Origin of the sequence: Nocardia sp. NPDC049149, assembly GCF_043197455.1 — a bacterium.
Classification (GTDB): domain Bacteria; phylum Actinomycetota; class Actinomycetes; order Mycobacteriales; family Mycobacteriaceae; genus Nocardia.
In genome coordinates, this window is record NZ_JBICTD010000011.1 from 183,538 (window position 1) to 202,374 (window position 18,837).

Annotated in this window: 20 protein-coding genes; 10 read left to right on the plus strand and 10 right to left on the minus strand. The window is 66.7% G+C overall.

The window, feature by feature from the left end; all coding sequences use genetic code 11:
* The 4 genes from ACGFNJ_RS36055 to ACGFNJ_RS36070 form a co-directional block, all read right to left on the minus strand.
* Complete coding sequence (locus tag ACGFNJ_RS36055) at positions 1–1,191, minus strand: epoxide hydrolase family protein (RefSeq protein ID WP_393458933.1); 1,191 nt, start codon at positions 1,189–1,191, stop codon at positions 1–3.
* A gap of 198 nt (positions 1,192–1,389) precedes the next feature.
* Positions 1,390–2,202 carry an MBL fold metallo-hydrolase gene (locus tag ACGFNJ_RS36060; RefSeq protein WP_393458936.1) on the minus strand — a complete coding sequence of 271 codons (813 nt, stop codon included), beginning with the start codon at positions 2,200–2,202 and terminating at the stop codon, positions 1,390–1,392.
* A 71-nt stretch (positions 2,203–2,273) separates the two neighbouring features.
* Entirely contained in the window at positions 2,274–2,603 is a 330-nt protein-coding gene (locus ACGFNJ_RS36065) for a hypothetical protein (protein ID WP_393458939.1), read from the minus strand.
* A complete protein-coding gene (locus ACGFNJ_RS36070; RefSeq protein ID WP_393458942.1) occupies positions 2,603–3,805 on the minus strand; it encodes a Rieske 2Fe-2S domain-containing protein in 1,203 nt (400 codons plus the stop codon). The genes ACGFNJ_RS36065 and ACGFNJ_RS36070 overlap by 1 nt, the downstream gene beginning before the upstream one ends.
* Positions 3,806–4,002: 197 nt before the next feature.
* Here ACGFNJ_RS36070 and hsaA point away from each other — a divergent pair, with 197 nt between their 5' ends.
* The 8 genes from hsaA to ACGFNJ_RS36110 all read left to right on the plus strand — a co-directional run bounded on the left by hsaA (position 4,003) and on the right by ACGFNJ_RS36110 (position 9,764).
* The gene (gene hsaA, locus ACGFNJ_RS36075) at positions 4,003–5,166 is read left to right on the plus strand and encodes a 3-hydroxy-9,10-secoandrosta-1,3,5(10)-triene-9,17-dione monooxygenase oxygenase subunit (protein WP_393458945.1); all 1,164 of its coding nucleotides are present in this window, start codon (positions 4,003–4,005) and stop codon (positions 5,164–5,166) included.
* An 89-nt stretch (positions 5,167–5,255) separates the two neighbouring features.
* Complete coding sequence (hsaD, locus tag ACGFNJ_RS36080) at positions 5,256–6,137, plus strand: 4,5:9,10-diseco-3-hydroxy-5,9,17-trioxoandrosta-1(10),2-diene-4-oate hydrolase (RefSeq protein ID WP_393458948.1); 882 nt, start codon at positions 5,256–5,258, stop codon at positions 6,135–6,137.
* Positions 6,138–6,195: 58 nt separating this feature from the next.
* Positions 6,196–7,101, plus strand: coding sequence for an iron-dependent extradiol dioxygenase HsaC (gene hsaC, locus ACGFNJ_RS36085; RefSeq protein ID WP_393458951.1), 906 nt, complete (start codon positions 6,196–6,198; stop codon positions 7,099–7,101).
* A 62-nt stretch (positions 7,102–7,163) separates the two neighbouring features.
* The gene (gene hsaB / locus ACGFNJ_RS36090) at positions 7,164–7,730 is read left to right on the plus strand and encodes a 3-hydroxy-9,10-secoandrosta-1,3,5(10)-triene-9,17-dione monooxygenase reductase subunit (RefSeq protein ID WP_393458954.1); all 567 of its coding nucleotides are present in this window, start codon (positions 7,164–7,166) and stop codon (positions 7,728–7,730) included.
* A gap of 30 nt (positions 7,731–7,760) precedes the next feature.
* Positions 7,761–8,549, plus strand: coding sequence for an alpha/beta fold hydrolase (locus tag ACGFNJ_RS36095; protein WP_393458957.1), 789 nt, complete (start codon positions 7,761–7,763; stop codon positions 8,547–8,549).
* 63 nt (positions 8,550–8,612) lie between these two features.
* Positions 8,613–8,891: a type II toxin-antitoxin system Phd/YefM family antitoxin gene (locus ACGFNJ_RS36100; RefSeq protein ID WP_393458959.1), complete on the plus strand. Its 279-nt coding sequence runs from the start codon at positions 8,613–8,615 to the stop codon at positions 8,889–8,891.
* Positions 8,888–9,292, plus strand: coding sequence for a type II toxin-antitoxin system VapC family toxin (locus ACGFNJ_RS36105; protein ID WP_393458962.1), 405 nt, complete (start codon positions 8,888–8,890; stop codon positions 9,290–9,292). Before ACGFNJ_RS36100 ends, ACGFNJ_RS36105 begins: the two co-directional genes overlap by 4 nt.
* Before the next feature lie 103 nt (positions 9,293–9,395).
* The gene (locus tag ACGFNJ_RS36110) at positions 9,396–9,764 is read left to right on the plus strand and encodes a YdeI family protein (protein WP_393458965.1); all 369 of its coding nucleotides are present in this window, start codon (positions 9,396–9,398) and stop codon (positions 9,762–9,764) included.
* A gap of 91 nt (positions 9,765–9,855) precedes the next feature.
* Here ACGFNJ_RS36110 and dmpG read toward each other — a convergent pair whose 3' ends face one another.
* From dmpG to ACGFNJ_RS36130, 4 genes are read right to left on the minus strand one after another with little or no spacing between them, the layout of a single operon-like run.
* Positions 9,856–10,893, minus strand: coding sequence for a 4-hydroxy-2-oxovalerate aldolase (gene dmpG, locus ACGFNJ_RS36115; RefSeq protein WP_393458968.1), 1,038 nt, complete (start codon positions 10,891–10,893; stop codon positions 9,856–9,858).
* An 11-nt stretch (positions 10,894–10,904) separates the two neighbouring features.
* The gene (locus ACGFNJ_RS36120) at positions 10,905–11,816 is read right to left on the minus strand and encodes an acetaldehyde dehydrogenase (acetylating) (RefSeq protein ID WP_393458971.1); all 912 of its coding nucleotides are present in this window, start codon (positions 11,814–11,816) and stop codon (positions 10,905–10,907) included.
* Positions 11,817–11,826: 10 nt separating this feature from the next.
* On the minus strand, positions 11,827–12,612 hold the full coding sequence (locus tag ACGFNJ_RS36125) for a 2-keto-4-pentenoate hydratase (RefSeq protein WP_393458974.1): 786 nt from the start codon (positions 12,610–12,612) through the stop codon (positions 11,827–11,829).
* Position 12,613: 1 nt separating this feature from the next.
* Positions 12,614–14,239, minus strand: a complete 1,626-nt coding sequence (locus ACGFNJ_RS36130) for an FAD-binding protein (protein ID WP_393458977.1) — start codon at positions 14,237–14,239, stop codon at positions 12,614–12,616.
* A gap of 105 nt (positions 14,240–14,344) precedes the next feature.
* On the opposite strand from ACGFNJ_RS36130, the gene kstD reads away from it, so the two are divergent.
* Together kstD and ACGFNJ_RS36140 are read left to right on the plus strand one after the other, a co-directional pair.
* Positions 14,345–16,051 carry a 3-oxosteroid 1-dehydrogenase gene (gene kstD, locus ACGFNJ_RS36135; RefSeq protein WP_393459266.1) on the plus strand — a complete coding sequence of 569 codons (1,707 nt, stop codon included), beginning with the start codon at positions 14,345–14,347 and terminating at the stop codon, positions 16,049–16,051.
* Between the two features lie 92 nt (positions 16,052–16,143).
* A complete protein-coding gene (locus ACGFNJ_RS36140; RefSeq protein WP_393458980.1) occupies positions 16,144–17,004 on the plus strand; it encodes a MaoC/PaaZ C-terminal domain-containing protein in 861 nt (286 codons plus the stop codon).
* Positions 17,005–17,046: 42 nt separating this feature from the next.
* Here ACGFNJ_RS36140 and ACGFNJ_RS36145 read toward each other — a convergent pair whose 3' ends face one another.
* A complete protein-coding gene (locus tag ACGFNJ_RS36145; protein ID WP_393458983.1) occupies positions 17,047–17,529 on the minus strand; it encodes a hypothetical protein in 483 nt (160 codons plus the stop codon).
* Positions 17,526–18,800: a DUF58 domain-containing protein gene (locus tag ACGFNJ_RS36150; protein ID WP_393458986.1), complete on the minus strand. Its 1,275-nt coding sequence runs from the start codon at positions 18,798–18,800 to the stop codon at positions 17,526–17,528. The genes ACGFNJ_RS36145 and ACGFNJ_RS36150 overlap by 4 nt, the downstream gene beginning before the upstream one ends.
* Positions 18,801–18,837 lie beyond the last annotated feature (37 nt).

Here is an 18,837-nt window from a genome sequence, read left to right on the forward strand (position 1 = left end):
CTACCGCAGCGATCGGAATCCTGCGCGTACCTCCTCGACGAACAGTTCCGGCTGTTCCCAGGCGGCGAAGTGCCCACCCTTGTCGAGCTTGTTGTAATGAATGAGTTTGGGATAGGCCCGTTCCACCCAACTCCGCGGGGCTTGATACAGCTCGTCGGGGAAGGCGCTCACGGCCGCCGGGATGGTTACCCCCTTGGTCGCGAGAAACGCGAACTTGTTTTCCCAATACAGCCGGGACGCGGAAACCGCCGTGTTCGTCAGCCAGTAGAGCGTCATGTTGTCGAGCACGTCGTCTCGGGTCAGACCGACCGCTTTGCCGGCAAAGGCCTCCGAGATGAGGGCCATGCTCGGCACGTCGTGATCGGCCATGAAGGCCGCCATACCGACCGGCGAATCCGCGAACCCGGTGAGCGTCTGTGGCCGCGACCCCATCAGCAGGGCGTAGTAAATGTGCTTGTAGGAGAAGGCCAGCTGCGCACATGCGCGCCGTTCCTCGTCCGAAAGGTCCTCGGGCAGCGGATTACCCGACAGCAGCGCCGCGTCGATGTCCTGCGGCACCGCGCCGGGCATGTTGGTGTGGATGCCGATCAGTTCCGGCGGTGCCTGCACGGCCATCAGATCCGTGATCACCGCACCCCAGTCGCCGCCCTGCGCCACGTACTCGCGGTACCCGAGCCGATTCATCAGCTCGGCCCAGGCGCCTGCGATGCGACCGGGGCCCCAGCCGACCGCGGTCGGCTTCCCGGAGAACCCATGTCCCGGCATCGACGGGATCACCAGATGGAAAGCGTCCGTTGCCTTCCCGCCGTGCGCCATGGGATCGGCCAGCGGTTCGATCACCTTCAGCATTTCGAGGATCGAGCCGGGCCAGCCGTGCGTGAGAATGACCGGCATGGCCGCTTCGTGCTTCGAACGAACATGAATGAAATGAATGTCGAGACCATCGATCTCGGTCAGGAATTGCGGCAGTGCGTTCAGTGTGGCCTCGCACTTGCGCCAGTCGTACTCCGCGAGCCAATATCTCGCGAGTTCCTTGATCGTGGCGAGCTGGACGCCTTGCGTCAGATCGTCGACGGTCTCCTTGTCGGGCCACCGGGTGGCCGCGATGCGCGCACGAAGCGCCTCGAGTTCCGCATCGGGGAACGCTACGGTGAATGGCCGGATCGCTGAAACTTCGGGATTGACAGACATGAGTGATCGCCCTTGCTGCATGAGTTCAACGAAGATCGAGCGGCCGTCTGCCCACACACCGCTACACACGGCACGTCGTCTACTTTTCGCGAGGGGATCTCGAGAGTCCGCCTTGACTTCTGCCGGTCGGCATAATCCACGCCCCGCGGACTCAGTTTAGTCGTCGAGGCAGCGCGGCCTCCGGCGAATGACGTTGATTTACTGCGTATTCGCGGTATGCAGCTCGGCGAACTCCTGCTCGTCGTGCGCGCAGAACAGACGCACCTGAGCACCGTGATCGGCGCGCAAGGCGCGCAGCCGCTCGAGGTTGTGCACCCTGGTCCGGCGGATGGTGTCGGTGAGGCGTTGATGCACCGCCAACCCGACGGGCAGCCGACCGCCACGCAGCTCGCTGCGATGCAAATAGGCGTCGCCGCAATGCAATAGCCAGCCGTCGTCCTGTCGCACGGCGACACCGGTGTGCCCTTCGGTGTGCCCGATCAACGGGACCAGCACGATGTCGTCGAACAGCGGGATCGCGGTGAAATCGAACCAGGATTCGCTACCCGGTTGGTGCGTCTGCCATTTCGGGCCGTGCGCCCACTGCTGCGGCCGGAACCGCGCCTTCTGGAGCAGCGTGCCGCGGTTGCTCACCGCCGCGAGTTCGTCGGCCAGCACATGCACCGTGGCGTCCGGAAAGTCGCCGATGCCACCGGCATGGTCGAAATCGAGATGGGTGAGCACGAGGTGCCGGACATCCGACGGCTGGTAACCGAGCGCCCGGATCTGGTGCAGCGCAGTCTGTTCGAGGCGCAGCGCGGGCCGAACCAGCAGCGTCGAACTGATCCCCAGCCTGCTCGGCTCCGCGATATCGCCGGTGCCGATGCCGGAGTCGACCAGCACCAGACCGTCGCCGGTTTCGATGAGCAGGCAGTGCGCGACCAGCTCCCCCTTCAGCAGCCCACCGCTGCCGATAAGCGCTCGCCCACCGAACGGGCACATTGTCGCGCAATCGAGATGTCGCACCACCACGACAGCATCCTTCCCTCGACTCATGGCCGAAGTCGGCTTCCGGCCATTCTGGGCGAGTTGGTGCGCGCGGGCTAGTCCGGGACCTCGAGCACGCCCTCGTCGACGGCCCACTTGATGGTCTTCTCCAGCTGTCCGCAGGTGTCGGGGCGGCCAGGAGCACTGCCCTTCCGGCTCAACTCGGCGAACACCGGACAGTGCGCCGCCGGGTTGTCGACCCACTCGACCGACGTCTGATGCGAACTGCTCTTGCGCACCAGGACCTGGCTCTGGCAGGCCTGACACCGCAGCGGTGTCAGGCCCTGCTCGAGATAGCGCTGCTTGTCGACGACCGTCTGGGCGCGCACCTCGGCCTGCCGTGCGGGCTGATCGGCGAAGTCGGGTGCTTTCGCCCAGGTGGCCATCAGACGCCTGCCTCCGCCGCGTCGGCCTCGGATTCCCGCTTGCGGCGCAGGTTTTCGGCGACCTCGGCCTCCCATGCCTCGTTCGCCTTGGTGGTGTCCACCTCGAATTCGAAGCGCTGCGTCATCTTGTCGGTGACGTCGGCCAGGTCGACGTAGAACTGGTCGTACCAGCGGCGCAGCTGGTAGACCGGGCCGTCTTCCTCACACAGCAGCGGATTCTCGACCTTGGACTTGTGCTTCCAGATCTCCACATCCTGCAGGAATCCGACGCTGATGCCCTCGGTCATCTTCGCGGCAAGCCGGTCCGCCATCTCGCCGTCGACGCCCTGCGGCTTCTCCAGCGTGACGCCCCACTGCAGGACGAACGAATCCTGGGTCACCGGGTAGTGGCAGTTGATCAGGACGCTCTTGACCTCGAAGCCGCTGTAGAAGTTGACCAACGGGTTGATCATGTAGGAGGGACCGTAATACGACGCCTCCGAATGCAGCAGGGTGTCGCCGCCGTACTTGGACGCCATGCCGATGTCCGGCCTGCCCTTGGTCTCCAGGAACTGGGTGGCGATGTGGCCCTCGAAGACGTTCTTGAAGTAGGTGGGGAACGCGAAGTGGATGTAGAAGAAGTGCGCCATGTCGACCACGTTGTCGATGATCTCGCGGCAGTTGGCGCCCTCGATCAGCATCGAGTTCCATGTCCACTCGGTCCAGCCGCTGTCGAGCTGCTCGGAGGCGTTGCCTTCGGTGTCCGCGTAGGGGCCCTTGATGTACGGGATGGTGATCTCGGGCGGTGGCTGGCTGCCCTCGACGTCGTGCCAGACGAACAGCTGACCGTTGCGTTCGAGGGTGGTCCACTTGCGGGTCCGTGCCAGCGGCGGCACCCGACGGCCGTAGGGAATCGCGGAGCACTTGCCGGTGGTGCCGGACCAGCGCCAGTCGTGGAACGGGCAGGCGATGTCGCCGTCCTTGATCTCGCCCATGCTGAGGTCGCCGCCCATGTGCCTGCAGTAGGCGTCGAGCACGCGCAGCTCATTGTCGCTGTCGACCCAGACGACGAGCTTGGTGCCGAACACCTGGACCGCGTGCGGCTTGCCGTCGCGGAACGTCTTGGCCAGACCGAGGCAATGCCATCCCCGTGCATACCGGGTGGGTGTGGTCCCGACGTCGAGCTCTCGGACCTTACCGCCCCCCTGTGGGGTAACCGCCATCGCGAATCCTCCTCCTTCTGTACTAGAACACGTTACAAAAATGTGGCGTTCCATGCCAGCGATTCCCGCCACTTCCTGCACATGTCCATCAATGACCAGGGATCAGACCCGGTTCTCGACATAAATAAGAACCTGTTCTAGTCTCAGAGGCAAATGAGTACCGGTTATCAATCGACCAGGCAGGAGCAGGTCCCGAGATGACGCAAGAAGTGACCGAACGGGTCGACGCGCTGTTGCCGACACTGCGCGAGCGCGCGCAGGAGGCCGAGGACCTGCGGCGCATCCCCGACGAATCCATGAAGGCGTTGCAGGAGACCGGCTTCTTCCGGTTGCTGCAGCCCAAGCAGTGGGGCGGTCACGCGGCCGACCCGGTGACCTTCTACGACACGGTGCGCAAGATCGCGAGCGCATGCGGGTCCACCGGCTGGGTGGCAGGCATTGTCGGCGTACACAATTGGCACCTGGCGCTGTTCGATCAGCAGGCGCAGCAGGACGTCTGGGGCGAGGACACCGAGGTGCGGATCTCCTCGTCGTACGCGCCGATGGGCGCCGGTCAGGTCGTCGACGGCGGCTACCTCGTCAACGGCGCATGGGCCTGGTCCTCGGGCTGCGACCACGCCACCTGGGCGGTGCTCGGCGGACCGGTGATCAAGGACGGCAAGCCCGTCGACTTCGGCAGCTTCCTGATCCCGCGCGACGACTACCGCATCGACGACGTCTGGAACGTGGTCGGCTTGCGCGGCACCGGATCCAATACCGTTGTGGTGAAAGACATTTTCGTGCCGACGCACCGGTTCCTCAGCTTCCGCACGATGAGCGAGATGAAATCGCCCGGCCTGGAGCAGAACACCGATCCGGTGTACAAGATGCCTTGGGGCACTATCCATCCCACCACCATCTCCGCGCCGATCGTCGGCATGGCCTACGGCGCGTACGCGGCGCACGTCGAGCATCAGGGCAAGCGGATCCGCGCCGCGTACGCGGGCGAAAAAGCGAAGGACGACCCGTTCGCCAAGGTGCGCATCGCGGAAGCGTCCAGCGATATCGACGCGGCATGGCGGCAGCTGTCCGGCAACGTCGCCGACGAATACGCACTGCTGGTGGCGGGCAAGGACGTTCCCTTCGACCTGCGCGTGGCCGCGCGGCGCGACCAGGTGCGGGCCACCGGGCGTTCGATCGCGGCCATCGACAAGCTCTTCGAGAGCTCCGGCGCCACGGCGTTGTCGAACGGCACTCCGCTGCAACGCTTCTGGCGCGACGCACACGCGGGCCGGGTGCACGCCGCCAACGATCCCGAGCGCGCCTACGTCATGTACGGCACGCACGAGTTCGGGCTGCCGGTCACCGACGGGATGGTGTAGGGGCCTGTCGTGAACGAGCGCAAGCGAGTGAACCGAAATTACAGCGCCGTAGACGGCGCGACGGAACCGAGCGGCAGCGAGGTGGAGTCGTGACCTCAACTGTGACACTCACTGCCGAATCGACCTCGCGCTACGCACAGGTCCGACCCGACCTGCGACTGCACTACCACGAGGCAGGCGTCGGCAACGGGCCGACGATCGTGCTGCTGCACGGCGGCGGGCCAGGCGCGTCGTCCTGGTCCAATTTCGCGCGCAACATTCCGGTGCTGGCCGAGCACTTCCATGTGCTCGCCGTCGACCAGCCGGGATACGGCCGCTCGGACAAGCCGACCGAACACCCGCAGTACTTCGTGCACAGCGCCTCGGCGCTGAAGGATCTGCTCGATCATCTGGAAATCACCACTCGGGTGCACCTGCTCGGCAACTCGCTCGGTGGCGGCGCGGCCGTGCGGTTCGCGCTCGACTACCCGGATCGAGCGGGCAAGCTGGTGCTGATGGGTCCAGGTGGGTTGAGCACCAACCTGTTCGCGCCGGACCCCACCGAGGGCGTGAAGCTGCTCGGCAAGTTCAGCTACGAGCCGACCAGGGAAAACCTGGAGGCGTTCCTGCGCATCATGGTCTTCGACCAGTCGCTGATCACCGACGAGCTGATCGACGAGCGGTTCGCCGCGGCAAGCACGCCGGAATCGCTGGCCGCCACCCGTGCGATGGGAAAGTCCTTCGCCGGTGCGGATTTCGAGAAGGGCATGCTCTGGCGCGACGCCTTCACACTGCGGCAGCCGGTGCTGCTGATCTGGGGGCGCGAGGACCGGGTCAACCCGCTCGACGGCGCACTGGTCGCCACCAAGGTGATTCCGCGGGCACAGTTGCACGTGTTCGGCGGCTGCGGACACTGGGCACAGTTGGAGAAGTTCCACGAATTCAACCGACTGGCCATGGATTTCCTGGCTGGCGCCAAGGAAACGCGGTGAATGACAATCGCATAACGGCCGACACGGCGCGGCCGTCCCGCGAGATACAGGAGATGTGATGGGGATTCGATCACTCGCCTATTTGCGCATCGAAGCGACCGATATGGCCGCGTGGCGCGAGTACGGGCTCAAAGTGCTCGGCATGGTCGAAGGCAAAGGGGGAAATCCGGACGCGCTGTATCTGCGGATGGACGAATTCCCGGCCAGGCTGGTCATCTCGCCCGGCGACAAGGACGCACTGCAGATCTCGGGGTGGGAGACCGCCAATGCCGAAGAACTGCAAGATATCCGGAATCGGCTCGACGGCGCCGGCGTGCCCTACAAGGAGGGCACCGCTGCGGAACTGGCCGACCGGCGGGTGCACGAGCTGATCCGGTTCGACGATCCGTCCGGCAACACCCTAGAGGCGTTTCACGGTGCGGCACTGGAACATCGGCGCGTGGTGAGCCCGTACGGGCATCGGTTCGTCACCGAGGAACAGGGACTCGGGCACGTAGTGCTCAGCACCAAAGACGACAAAGCTGCGCTCGAGTTCTACCGCGACGTGCTCGGCTTCCGGCTGCGGGACTCGATGCGGCTGCCACCGCAGATGGTCGGGCGCCCGGCCGACGGCGAGCCTGCCTGGCTGCGCTTCTTCGGCTGCAATCCGCGGCACCACTCGCTGGCGTTCCTGCCCATGCCGACACCGAGCGGCATCGTGCACTTGATGCTCGAGGTGGAAGAAGCCGACGACGTCGGGCTGTGCCTCGACCGCGCGCTGCGCAAGAAGGTGCGCATGTCCGCGACCCTCGGCAGGCACGTCAACGACAAGATGCTGTCCTTCTACATGAAGACGCCGGGCGGCTTCGACGTCGAATTCGGCTGCGAGGGACTAGAAGTCGACGACGATGACTGGATTGCCAGGGAATCCACCGCAGTGAGCCTGTGGGGCCACGACTTCACCGTCGGGCAGCGCCAGCAGTGAGTGGCACGGGGACGGCAGCCGGCGAAGCCGGCGGGGTGGGTAAGCAGAGGGCGAGCGAGCCGATGACCGACCCGGAGATCGATGCCAGGCAGTTCCGGAACGTGCTCGGCCAGTTCTGCACCGGCATCACCGTCATCACCACCTTCGACATGGCAGGCGCGCCACTGGGTTTCGCGTGCCAATCGTTCGCCGCCCTCTCCCTCGCCCCGCCCCTGATCCTGTTCTGCCCCACCAAGACGTCGCGGTCCTGGGCGGCCATCGAACAGTCCGGCCGCTTCTGCGTGAACGTGCTTGCCGAGGAGCAGCGCGACGTGTGCGCCCGCTTCGGGTCCCGCGAAACCGACAAGTTCGCGGGCACCCCGTGGCGCACCTCCGACCTGAACCTCCCGCTGCTCGACGACGCCCTCGCCACCATCGAATGCACGGTGGACAGCGTCGTCGACGGCGGCGACCACTACATCGTCATCGGCCGGGTGCAGGCGCTGTCCGAATCCACCGCCACCGGCCGCCCCCTGCTCTTCTATCGAGGGCAGTACACCGCCATCGAACCCGACAAGACCACCCCGGCTCCCTGGCGCGCCGACCTCGAACACTTCCTCACCACGACCACACTCGACACCTGGTTGTAGGCGCCGACGCGCCACCAGGATGATCGATGGGTGGCCAACGAGAAGAAGTCAGTGCGCAACGGGTCGGTCGCCTTGCCGATCACCCGGTCCGGAGCCGGTCAGGCCGTCGTGTTCTTCAACGGCGTCGGCGCGACCCAGGCGTCGTGGAAGAAGGTCGTCGCCGGCCTGACCGACCGGTTCGAGACGATCACCTTCGACTTCCGCGGGCACGGGAAAGCGACGTCCGCGGGCAGCTACACCTTCGGTGATTTCCTGTCCGATGCCGAGACGGTCATGGACAACGTCCTCGTCGAGCGTCCGATCATCGTCGGCTGGTCCCTCGGCGCCGACCTCGCCGTCGCCTACGCCGCCAAGCATCCGAAGCGGGTCGGCGCGCTCGTCCTGGTCGACGGTGCGGTCCCGATCCAGGCGCCGCTCGTCCAGGACGAAGCCGCAATGCGCAACGGCCTCAACAGCTTCGGCACCAAGTTCGCCATGTGGTTGATCCGCGCCACCCCCTACGGCTACCACCTCCCCCCGAATGCGATCGCCGACCTCACCCTCGACGTCGACGAACGCCGCCAGCACCTGCTCGACACCTACGCCACCCTCACCTGCCCCACCACCCTCCTCGTCGCCACCAACACCTCCGGCGGCCACGCCACCCACGCCACCCACGTCAACGAAACCTGGCGCGCAGGCGCCCACCACCTCCACCAAACCCACCCCGACATCACCGTCCGCACCCTCGACGCCACCCACAAACTCCCCTTCACCCACCCCATCCCCATCACCGAAGCAGTAATCGCCATGGACCAGCGCCTGCACAGCCCGAAGTAGCAGCCGTAACCTGGCCCTGAAGTGCACGTAGCCTGCCGTGCTACAGCTGGCTACACTGGCGGCATGAAGGTGATCACGCAACGGGAGTTCCGCAACAACTCCGCGGCGGTCATGGATGCCGTCGAAGCAGGCGAGACATTTCGCGTGACCCGCAATGGCGTCGAGGTCGCGGAATTACGGCCGGTCAACCGGCGGCGGCGGCTGACAGCCGAAGAGCTGGTCGAACGACACCGGAAACTGCCCCGCTTGAACTACGCCGAGATGCGCCGGGAAGCAGAGGAATTCTTCGGCACCGAGGATCGCATCGGCGACGACGCCGATACGTGGGGGTCACGGTGGTGAGCGCGCGGCGAGCCAGCGGAATTCTGGACACCTGCACGTACATCGACCTGTACGAGCTCGAACCGGAGTCACTGCCGAAAATGCCCGAGATCACCACCATTACCCTCGCCGAGCTCCATCAAGGCATCGCGATGGCCAAGGACCCAGTCGCCCGCGCGCAGCGGTCCGAGCGTCTTGGCATCGCCATCGTGGAGTTCGATCCGATTCCCTTCGACGAGGACGCGGCGACTCGATACGGAACGCTGGTCGCGCTCACCCTCGCGTCGAAGCGCGACCCCCGGCCACGGCGACTGGACCTAATGATCGCTGCCGTTGCCTCGTCGCGTGGACTCGCGTTGTTCACCCGCAACAGCGATGACTTCCGCGGCCTGGAAAGCATGGTCGAGATCGTCGCGGTATGAGCTGACGCAAGTCGAGGAACAGTTGCGGTTTTAAGTGCTCATTTGGTGAGCGCTTAAGGGCGGAGGATGGGGTTCAGGAGATTCCGACGCTCGAGGAGATGGCATGGGGCAGGTCGACAGCATTGAGGTCATTACGTGTGCTGACGCGGGTGAGTGGGAGGCTTGGCTGGCGGCCAATCATGATCGGGCCGAGGAAGTTTGGGTGAAGATTGCCAAGAAGGGGTCCGGCGAGAAATCGGTGAGCATCACCGAGACGCTCGATGGCGCCCTCTGCTATGGGTGGATCGACAGCGTTCGGCGGGGGCTCGATGCGGGGCACTATTTGCAGCGGTATTCGCCGCGGCGGGCGCGGAGTCCGTGGTCGCGGATCAATGTCGGCAAGGTGGAAGCGCTTGTCGTTGCGGGGCGTATGCGTCCTGCGGGTCTTGCTGCTGTCGCCGCGGCGAAGGCCGATGGGCGGTGGCCAGGGTAGGAAGTGGGACCAGTCCGTGGGGGCGGGTGGTCCGAATACAACGATGGCTGATGTCGCGGTGGGTGGACCGCGACATCAGCCGTTCGAGGGGTCAGCCGGCCGGGACGGCAGCTTCGCGTTGCAGTTCGAGTGCGATGTCGATCAGTTGGTCTTCCTGGCCGCCGACCAGTTTGCGTTTGCCCGCGCGGACCAGCATTTCGGCGGCCGAGACGCCGTAGCGCTCGGCTTGGCGTTCGGCGTGCTTGAGGAAGCTGGAGTAGACGCCCGCGTAGCCCATCATCAGCGACGAGCGGTCGAGCAGGCATTCCTGCGGCATGGCGGGCCGGACGACGTCTTCGGCGGCGTCGGCGATCGCGAAAAAGTCGATGCCGGTGCTGATCCCGAGCTTGTCGCAGACTCCGACGAGGGCTTCGACGGGGGTGTTGCCCGCGCCCGCACCGAAACGGCGTGCGCTGCCGTCGATTTGGGTGGCCCCGGCACGGATCGCGTAGACGGAGTTGGCAACAGCGAGGTCGAGGTTCTCGTGGCCGTGGAAGCCGACCTGGGCGTCGTTGCCGAGTTCGGCGACAAGCGCGGCGACCCGGTCGGTGACCTGGTCGAGGACGAGCGCTCCTGCCGAATCTACGACGTAGACACACTGGCAGCCCGCGTCGGCCATGATCCTGGCCTGCTTGGCCAGCACCTCCGGCGGCTGCGAGTGCGACATCATCAGGAAGCCGACGGTTTCCAGTCCGAGTTCGCGCGCCAGCCCGAAGTGCTGGATCGACACGTCCGCCTCGGTGCAGTGCGTGGCGATGCGGCAGATCGAGGCGCCGTTGTCCTGGGAGATCTTGATGTCTTCCTTGACACCGACGCCCGGCAGCATCAAGACCGCGATCTTGGCCTGCTTCGCCGTCTCGGCGGCGATCGTGATCAGTTCCTGCTCAGGGGTTTTGGAGAAGCCGTAGTTGAACGACGACCCACCGAGCCCGTCGCCGTGGGTCACCTCGATGACCGGAACTCCCGCGCCGTCGAGGGCGGCGACGATATCGCGCACCTCGGTGGCGGTGAACTGGTGGCGCTTGTGATGGGATCCGTCGCGCAGCGAGGTGTCGGTGACGCGGATGTCGAGATCTGCTGAGTAAGACATGGTTTCGCTCCTTACACCCGTGCCGTCAGGATCTGGCCTGCGATGACCTCGCCGACCTTGGTGGCGGCGGCGGTCATGATGTCGAGGTTGCCCGCATACGGCGGCAGGAAGTCGCCCGCGCCTTCCACCTCGACGAACACCGAAACCTTGGCCATCCCACCGGATATCACCGAGGGCGGGTCGAACTGCGGATCGTTGAGCAGCCGGTAGCCGGGCACGTACTGCTGGATGTCGGCGACCATGCGGTGGATGGAATCGGTGATGGCGTCGGTGTCCGCGTCTTCGGGGATGGCGCAGAAGATGGTGTCGCGCATGATCATCGGCGGTTCCGCCGGGTTCAGGATGATGATCGCCTTGCCGCGCTGCGCACCGCCGATGGTTTCCACACCACGGCTAGTGGTCTTGGTGAATTCGTCGATGTTGGCCCTGGTGCCCGGACCCGCGGAGACCGACGACACCGAGGCGACGATCTCCGCGTAGGCGACCGGGACGACCCGCGAGACCGCGGCGACGATCGGAATGGTGGCCTGGCCACCGCAGGTGATCATGTTGACGTTCGGCGCTTCGAGATTCGCGCCGAGGTTCACCGGCGGCACCACCGCAGGACCGACGGCCGCAGGGGTGAGATCGACCGCGCGGATGCCCGCTTCGGCGTACTTCGGTGCGGCCGCGCGATGCACATACGCGGACGTGGCCTCGAAAATCAGCTCGGGCAGCTCCGATCGGCCGAGCAGCCAATCGACCCCTTCGGCGGAGGTCTCCAGCCCGAGCCCGCGGGCCCGCTTCAAACCCTCACTGTCGGGGTCGATCCCGATCATCCACCGCGGTTCCACCGTGGTGGAGCGCAGCAGCTTGTACAGCAGATCGGTACTGATGTTGCCGGACCCGACGATCGCGGCGGTGACGGTCCCGTTCTCGGACACCACTAGCCTCCTACGTGAATTGCAAACGGACAGAGCCGAGTCCAGCGAACTCGGCGAGGAATGCGTCGCCAGGCCTTGCGTCGATGGCGCGCGTGCACGAGCCGGGCAGCACGATGTCGCCCGCCTTCAACCGCACGCCGAAGCTCGCGACCTTGCGGGCCAGCCAGGCCACCGCGATGACCGGGTCACCGAGCACGGCGTCGCTGCGGCCCTCGGCCACCACCTCGCCGTTGCGGGTGAGCACCGCGTCGATCTTCTTGATGTCGATGTCTTTCGGCGCGACCCGCTGCGGGCCGAGCACGTATCCGGCGGACGACGCGTTGTCGGAGATGGTGTCGGCGAGGCCGATCTTCCAGTCCTTGATCCGCGAATCGATCAGCTCGATCGCGGGCGCGAATGCCACGGTGGCGGCGAGCACGTCGTCTTCGGTGCAGTCCGCGCCGGGCAGGTCGGCGCCGAGCACGAAGCCGACCTCGACCTCGACTCTGGGGAACAGGTAGCGCTCTGCCTCGACCGGAACGTCTTCGTAGACTTCCATTTCCGCGAGCAGGTGACCGTAGTCGGGTTCATCCACACCCATCATCTGCTGCATCGCCTTGGAGGACAGGCCGACCTTGTGGCCGACCACCCTCGCACCGGTGTGGAGCCTGCGCCGGATGTTGCGCAGCTGGATCTCGTAGGCATCGACCACATCGATGTCCGGATACCGGGCGACCAGCGGATCGATCGGCACCCGGTCGCGCTCGGCGCGCTCGAGTTCGTCGGCCAGTTCGGTTCGTACCGCGTCGGACAGCACGCTAGTTTCCTTCCGCTGTTGCTTGATCGAGTGCCGGGACTTCGTCACCTGCCGCGCTGCGGCCTGCCCGGCGGCCGGAGAAGATACAGTCGGCCAGCGAGAGGCCGCTGACGTAGGACTCCGAGCAGATGCCGACGGCGGTCCGGCCCGCCGCGAAGAGTCCCGGAATATCCGTTCCGGCAGTCGATTTGACCGCGCCGGTGCGCTCGTCCACGACGACGCCGCCGAGGGTGAGCATGGGGCATGGATTGGTCAAGCTCGGTGTGATGCCGACATCCAACAGCCAGAACGGCCCGGTGCGCAGCGGTTTGGTGAACTCCGCAGGCTTGCCGACCGGATCAGGCGTGCCGTCCGCGATCGCGGCGTTGTGCGCGTCCACCGTCGCCAGCAAGCCGACCACGTCGATGCCTGCTTTCCCCGCAACCGCCTCGAGCGTCGCGCCGCGAATCGCGGTGCGCCGCATCGCCTCGAACTGTCCGCGCTGGAACCAGGCGCCCTGCTTGCCGATCTGCGCGATCGCGGTGCGCATCAGCTCGTCGTCGGCGAGCAGCCAACCCTTGCCGTCGTGGTCGGTGATGAGCTTGTGCCCGACCGCCGCGCCGTACCGCGTCTCGTCGATGACCCGGCGCCCCGCGGCATCGACCAGTACCGCACCGGTAAAAGCGCTGGGCGGCAAGAGGAACCGCCAAGCCGAGACATTGCCCATTCGATCGGTGGCCGCGCCGACCTGCTCGGCGAGCAGAATGCCGCTGCCGTCGTCGCCGGTGGTGCCGAGCGCGAGACCGCCGCGATATCCCGGCGCGTACTCACGCACCATCGCCCGGTTGGCGATGAACCCGCCCGCGCTCAACACCACGCCCCGGCGGGCGAGTACCCGAATTGTCGTGCCGTACTGGCGATCCAACCGCGCCAGGCGCTTCTCCAGCGCGGCACGCAACGGCGGGTAGTAGATGCCCGGCTTGGCGGCGAGCTGCGCCATCCGCGTGTAGCGATCGCGGATCCGGCCCGGCGCGTCCCGCAGCGTGCGGCATTCGAGGCCGATCACCGTCCCCGCGTCGTCGACGACTAGTTGCGTTGCCGTAGTGAGGGTTTCGATCCGCACTCCGAGCTGGGACGCGGCGGCGGTGAGCGGGCCGGTCAGCTGCTTGCCCGAGGTGCCCTTGCCCTTGACCCGATGCCCGCGCTGTGCCGCCGGGATATCGCGGAACGCACCGGAGATCTCGCTGCCCGAGTAGTACAGGTAGTAGCTGTCGTTCGGGTAGGACGTCTTGTAGGGGCACAGCGACGCCTCGAACGGCACGCCGTGCCCGCGCAGCCACTCGATCATCGCCGGGCTTTCGTCGACGAACCGGCGTAGCGTCTCCGGCGTCACCGCGTCCCCGACCTCACGCGTCAAGTACGCCAGCATCGCCTCCGGCGTATCGACCACGCCTGCTTCCTGCTGCACCGACGTCCCGCCGCCCGCGTAGATGATGCCCCCGGACAACGCCGACGCCCCGCCGCCCGCGAACCGCTCCAGCGCGAGCACCTGTGCCCCGTCGGCCGCCGCTTGCAGCGCCGCGGCGGCGCCGGCCGCGCCGAAGCCGACGACGACCACGTCGGCAACCAGGTCCCAATCGAACCCCATGTACTTCACTCCGGTCTGAAACTGAAACGAGTTTCTCGGCAGACACCGAGGCCGAACAAGTCTTCTGCCACACAACATAGACCAATGACGGCATCATTCTATAACGTGTTCTACATGACTGATCCGGTTAATGGACCACGGAGCTACGACGTCGTGGTCGTCGGCAGCGGTGCCGCAGGCATGACCGCGGCCCTCACCGCCGCCCACCACGGGCTCAGCGTGGTGCTCATCGAGAAGGCCGCGCGCTACGGCGGGTCGACCGCACGCTCCGGCGGCGGCGTCTGGATCCCCGGCAACAAGGCGCTGCGCGCGTCCGGCCGACCGGATGACCGCGAGGTGGCACGCACCTATCTGCACAGCATCATCGGCGACGTGGTGCCGAAGGAGCGGATCGACACCTACATCGACCGCGGCCCCGAGGCCTTCGACTTCGTACTCGACCACACCCCGCTGAAGATGAAATGGGTGCCCGGCTACTCCGACTACTACCCCGAGGCGCCCGGCGGGCTCGGCGCGGGCCGCTCGTGCGAGCCGACCCCGTTCAACGGGAAGGTGCTCGGCGCCGAGCTGGCGAATCTGGAGGCGCCGTACGCCAAGGCACCGCTCAATGTCGTGGTCATGCAGGCGGATTTCGTCCGGCTCAACCTGATCCGCAGGCACCCGAAGGGCATGATGCGCGCGATGCGCGTCGGCGCGCGCACCTACCTGGCCAAGTTCACCGGCAAGCACCTGCTCGGGATGGGGCAGGCCATCATCGCCGCGATGCGCAAAGGCCTGCTCGACGCGAACGTGCCTGTGCTGCTCAACACGCCGCTTACCGGACTCGTCGTGGAGAACGGCGTGGTCACCGGGGTGGAAGCCGAGCACGAAGGCGAAAAGGTCACCTTCACCGCCCGCTACGGCGTCGTGCTCGGCAGCGGCGGGTTCGAGCACAACGCCGAGATGCGCACCAAGTACCAGCGCCAGCCCATCACCACCGAATGGACCACCGGCGCGGTCGCCAACACCGGCGACGGCATCGTCGCAGGCATGGCGGCGGGCGGCAATGTCGGCTTCATGGAGGACGCCTGGTGGGGTCCGACCATCTTCAAAGGTGGGCGGCCGTGGTTCGCGCTGGCCGAGCGCAATCTGCCGGGCACCATCATGGTCAACGCGGCGGGCAAGCGCTTCGGCAACGAGTCGGCGCCCTACGTGGAGGCGGTACACACCATGTACGGCGGCAAGTACGGCCAGGGTGAGGGACCAGGCGCGAACATCCCGGCCTGGCTGGTGTTCGACCAGCGCTACCGCAATCGCTACATCTTCGCCGGATTGCAACCGGGGCAACGCTTTCCGTCTCGCTGGCTGGAGAACGACAACATCGTCAAGGCGGACACGATCGAAGAGCTGGCCGGCAAGGTCGGCGTGCCAGCGGACAATCTCGCAGCCACCGTCGCCCGGTTCAACACCTTCGCCGAGACCGGCGAGGACGCCGACTTCGGCCGCGGCAACAGTCATTACGACCGGTACTACGGCGACCCGACGGTGAAGCCGAACCCGTGCCTGGCCGCGCTGGTGCATGGCCCGTTCTATGCCGCGAAGATGGTGCCCGGCGATCTGGGCACCAAGGGCGGGCTGGTCGCCGACACCGCGGGCCGGGTGCTGCGCGAGGACGGCACCGCGATCGAGGGCCTGTACGCCTCTGGCAACTGCTCGACCCCGGTGATGGGACACACCTACGCCGGGCCCGGCGCCACCATCGGCCCCGCCATCACCTTCGGCTATCTGGCGGTGCTCGATATCGCCGAGCGCAAGGCGGCTGCGGGGGCGTAACCGCTTGCCCACGGACCACTTCCGTCGCACGATCGATCCGGCGCCTGCCGCCGGATCCGACGGACCGACGGCCCCATTCGAAGGAGTTTCCGATGCCCATCGATCCGAAAGTCGCGCTCGGCGCGGAACTGCCAGGCCGGGAGTTCAGCTGGACGCCGTCGGATGTGCAGCTGTACCAGCTCGGGCTTGGTGCGGGCGCCCGCTCGACAGACCCGGCCGAGCTGCGCTATCTCGACGATCGTGACCCGCAGGTGTTGCCGACGTTCGCGACCGTTGCCCCGACCCTGCACGAGACCGAGCCGCCGCGGGTCAGCTTCCCCGGCATCGAGATCGACCTGGCGAAGGTCGTGCACGGCCATCAGGAGGTCGAGGTGCATCGCCCGATTCCGGCGGGCGGCAAGGCGACGAGCACCGGACGCATCACCGAGCTGTGGGACAAGGGTTCCGCGGCGGTGGTGGTGCAGGAGCAGACCGTCATCGGCTCCGACGGCGCACCGCTGTGGACTACGCGGTCCTCGATCTTCGCGCGCGGCGAGGGCGGCTTCGGCGGCGAGCGTGGGCCGAGCACCAAGTCGGAACTGCCGGATCGCGCACCGGATTTCGAGGTGAGCGCGCCGACGCTGCCACAGCAGGCGCTGCTCTACCGCATGTGCGGCGACCGCAATCCGCTGCACTCGGATCCCGAATTCGCCCGTGCCGCCGGGTTTCCCGCGCCGATCCTGCATGGGCTGTGCACCTACGGCATCGTCTGCAAGACGGCCACCGACACGGTGCTCGGGTCAGCGGCGGCCAGGGTCACCGGATTCCGCGCCAGGTTCGCCGGCGTGCTGTACCCGGGCGAGACGATTCGCACCCGGATCTGGCGGCAGGACAACGAATTGGTCATCGCCGCAACGGTGGTCGAGCGTGACGACGCGCCGGTACTCGGGGATGTAGTCCTGCGCTTCGCCTGACGTTTCGGCGATTGGTCTGCCGCGCTCGATCGGTGCGGCAGATCAGCGGGCGTGCGGCTCAGTCTTGGGCACTCCACCACCAGGCTTGGGTGATTCGGCGCGGAGGCGGCGCACCGCAGCGCCATGAACCACCAAGGCGTACAACGCGATCACCAACAGCGGAGCAACCACCGGCGCCCAAGCAAGCCGCAGCGGCAGCAACGCCGCGCCGATCGCGACGGCCGAGAACCCGACCGCGCCCGCAACGGAGGGCACCGTCGTCGGCACCACCCCCTTCGGCGCGGTGACGGTGGCGGCATTCAGCAGATAGGCGGTGGCCACCAACCCTGTTGCCGCAGAAGCGAGTACACCGGGGTGCGCGACGGCGAGCACCCCGATCGCGAGCAGCACGGCGAACACCGCGACCGCCCGGAACCACCAGCCGAGCGCGACCAGGAGCAACGCGGGAGCCGCGGCGACCGGTTCGAGCAGCGCAACGGCGGTCACCAGCAGGACACCCGAGAGGACGGCGAGGAATCGGGTCATCGACGCACCCGCACGGTCCTGCGGTGCTCGGGCAGCATCCGCATGGTCTGATCGAGCCGGGTGTCCTGCGGCCAGGCCACGATGTCGACACCGACGGTGCCCATGTCGCGATACATCGAGGCCCGTTCCAGCGACCACATCCGAGCCAGCGTCGGGTCGAGGTGGTCACGAAACGGGGTGCCGCGCAAGACATCGACAACGACCACGACGTGCCCGCGCTTGCGCAGGTCGATCAACGCGAGCGCGAACTGGGTGTCGAGCAGCGTGGAGAAGGCGACCACGATCGCACCGAGCGGCACGGCGGAGTGCGGCGCCAAGGTGCCGGTGGTCGGGATGTATTCGCCGCCGACATCTAGCACCGTGTCGACGATCCGATAGAACTGGCGGCGCCCGATATCCGGCCGCAGCCAGCGCGGCGCCTGGCCGAGGCAGACGACGGCGGTGCGGTCACCGGCCTGCAATGTCGACTGCACCACCTGCGCCGCGCCCCGCACGGAAAGCTCGAGCGAATCGGTGGCTGGGCCCGGCGCTTGCTGCGAAGTATCCACCAGCACAACGACATCCGCCGACCGATTGGTCAGCCGCTCGGTGACATAGAGCCTGCCGCGCCGGGCGCTCACCGGCCAGTTCACGATGCGCAGCTGGTCCCCCGGCGCGTAGGCACGAATGTCGGCGTACTCGACGCCGGGCCCGTGCCTGCGGGTGAGATGGGTGCCGAGCCGCTCGGGAAGCTCGGTGCGCGGCAACCGCATTCGCTGCGGATCGGTGATCGGGTAGACGTACAGCTGGCCCGCGGGCAGCACCGCGTTGGCCACCGCGAGACCCGCCGGACTCAGTGCGGAGACCCGCACCGACACCGGATAGCGGCCCCACCGGTCGGCCGTGAGCGCCAGCCGCAGACCAGCGGGCGCGGCACCGGAATCGCTGGCCTGTTCGACCGTGACCCCCAGCGCGTCCACCTTTTCCGGCTTCAGGCGCAGCAGCGCGTGTCCCTGCTCGACGAAGGCGGCGACGGTGAGCACAACCTCCTCGGTCTCGAAACACCGCAGCGTGCCACCGCCGTCGATCTGAATCCTGGTGGCGGACAGCTGCCACGGGGCAGTGGCGAGCACACCGAGTAGCGGCGCGGCGAACACCACCAACTGCCAGCGGCCGAGCACCACCGCGAGCAGCAGCGCCACTGCGGCACACGCCGCGAGCATGAAGACCAACGGTGCAGGACGCCACCGCAATTCGGCCTCGACCGCGGTGCTCGAGTCGCGATGCCTCATGACTGCGCCTCCGTCATGGGCATAGCGCGCCGGTACA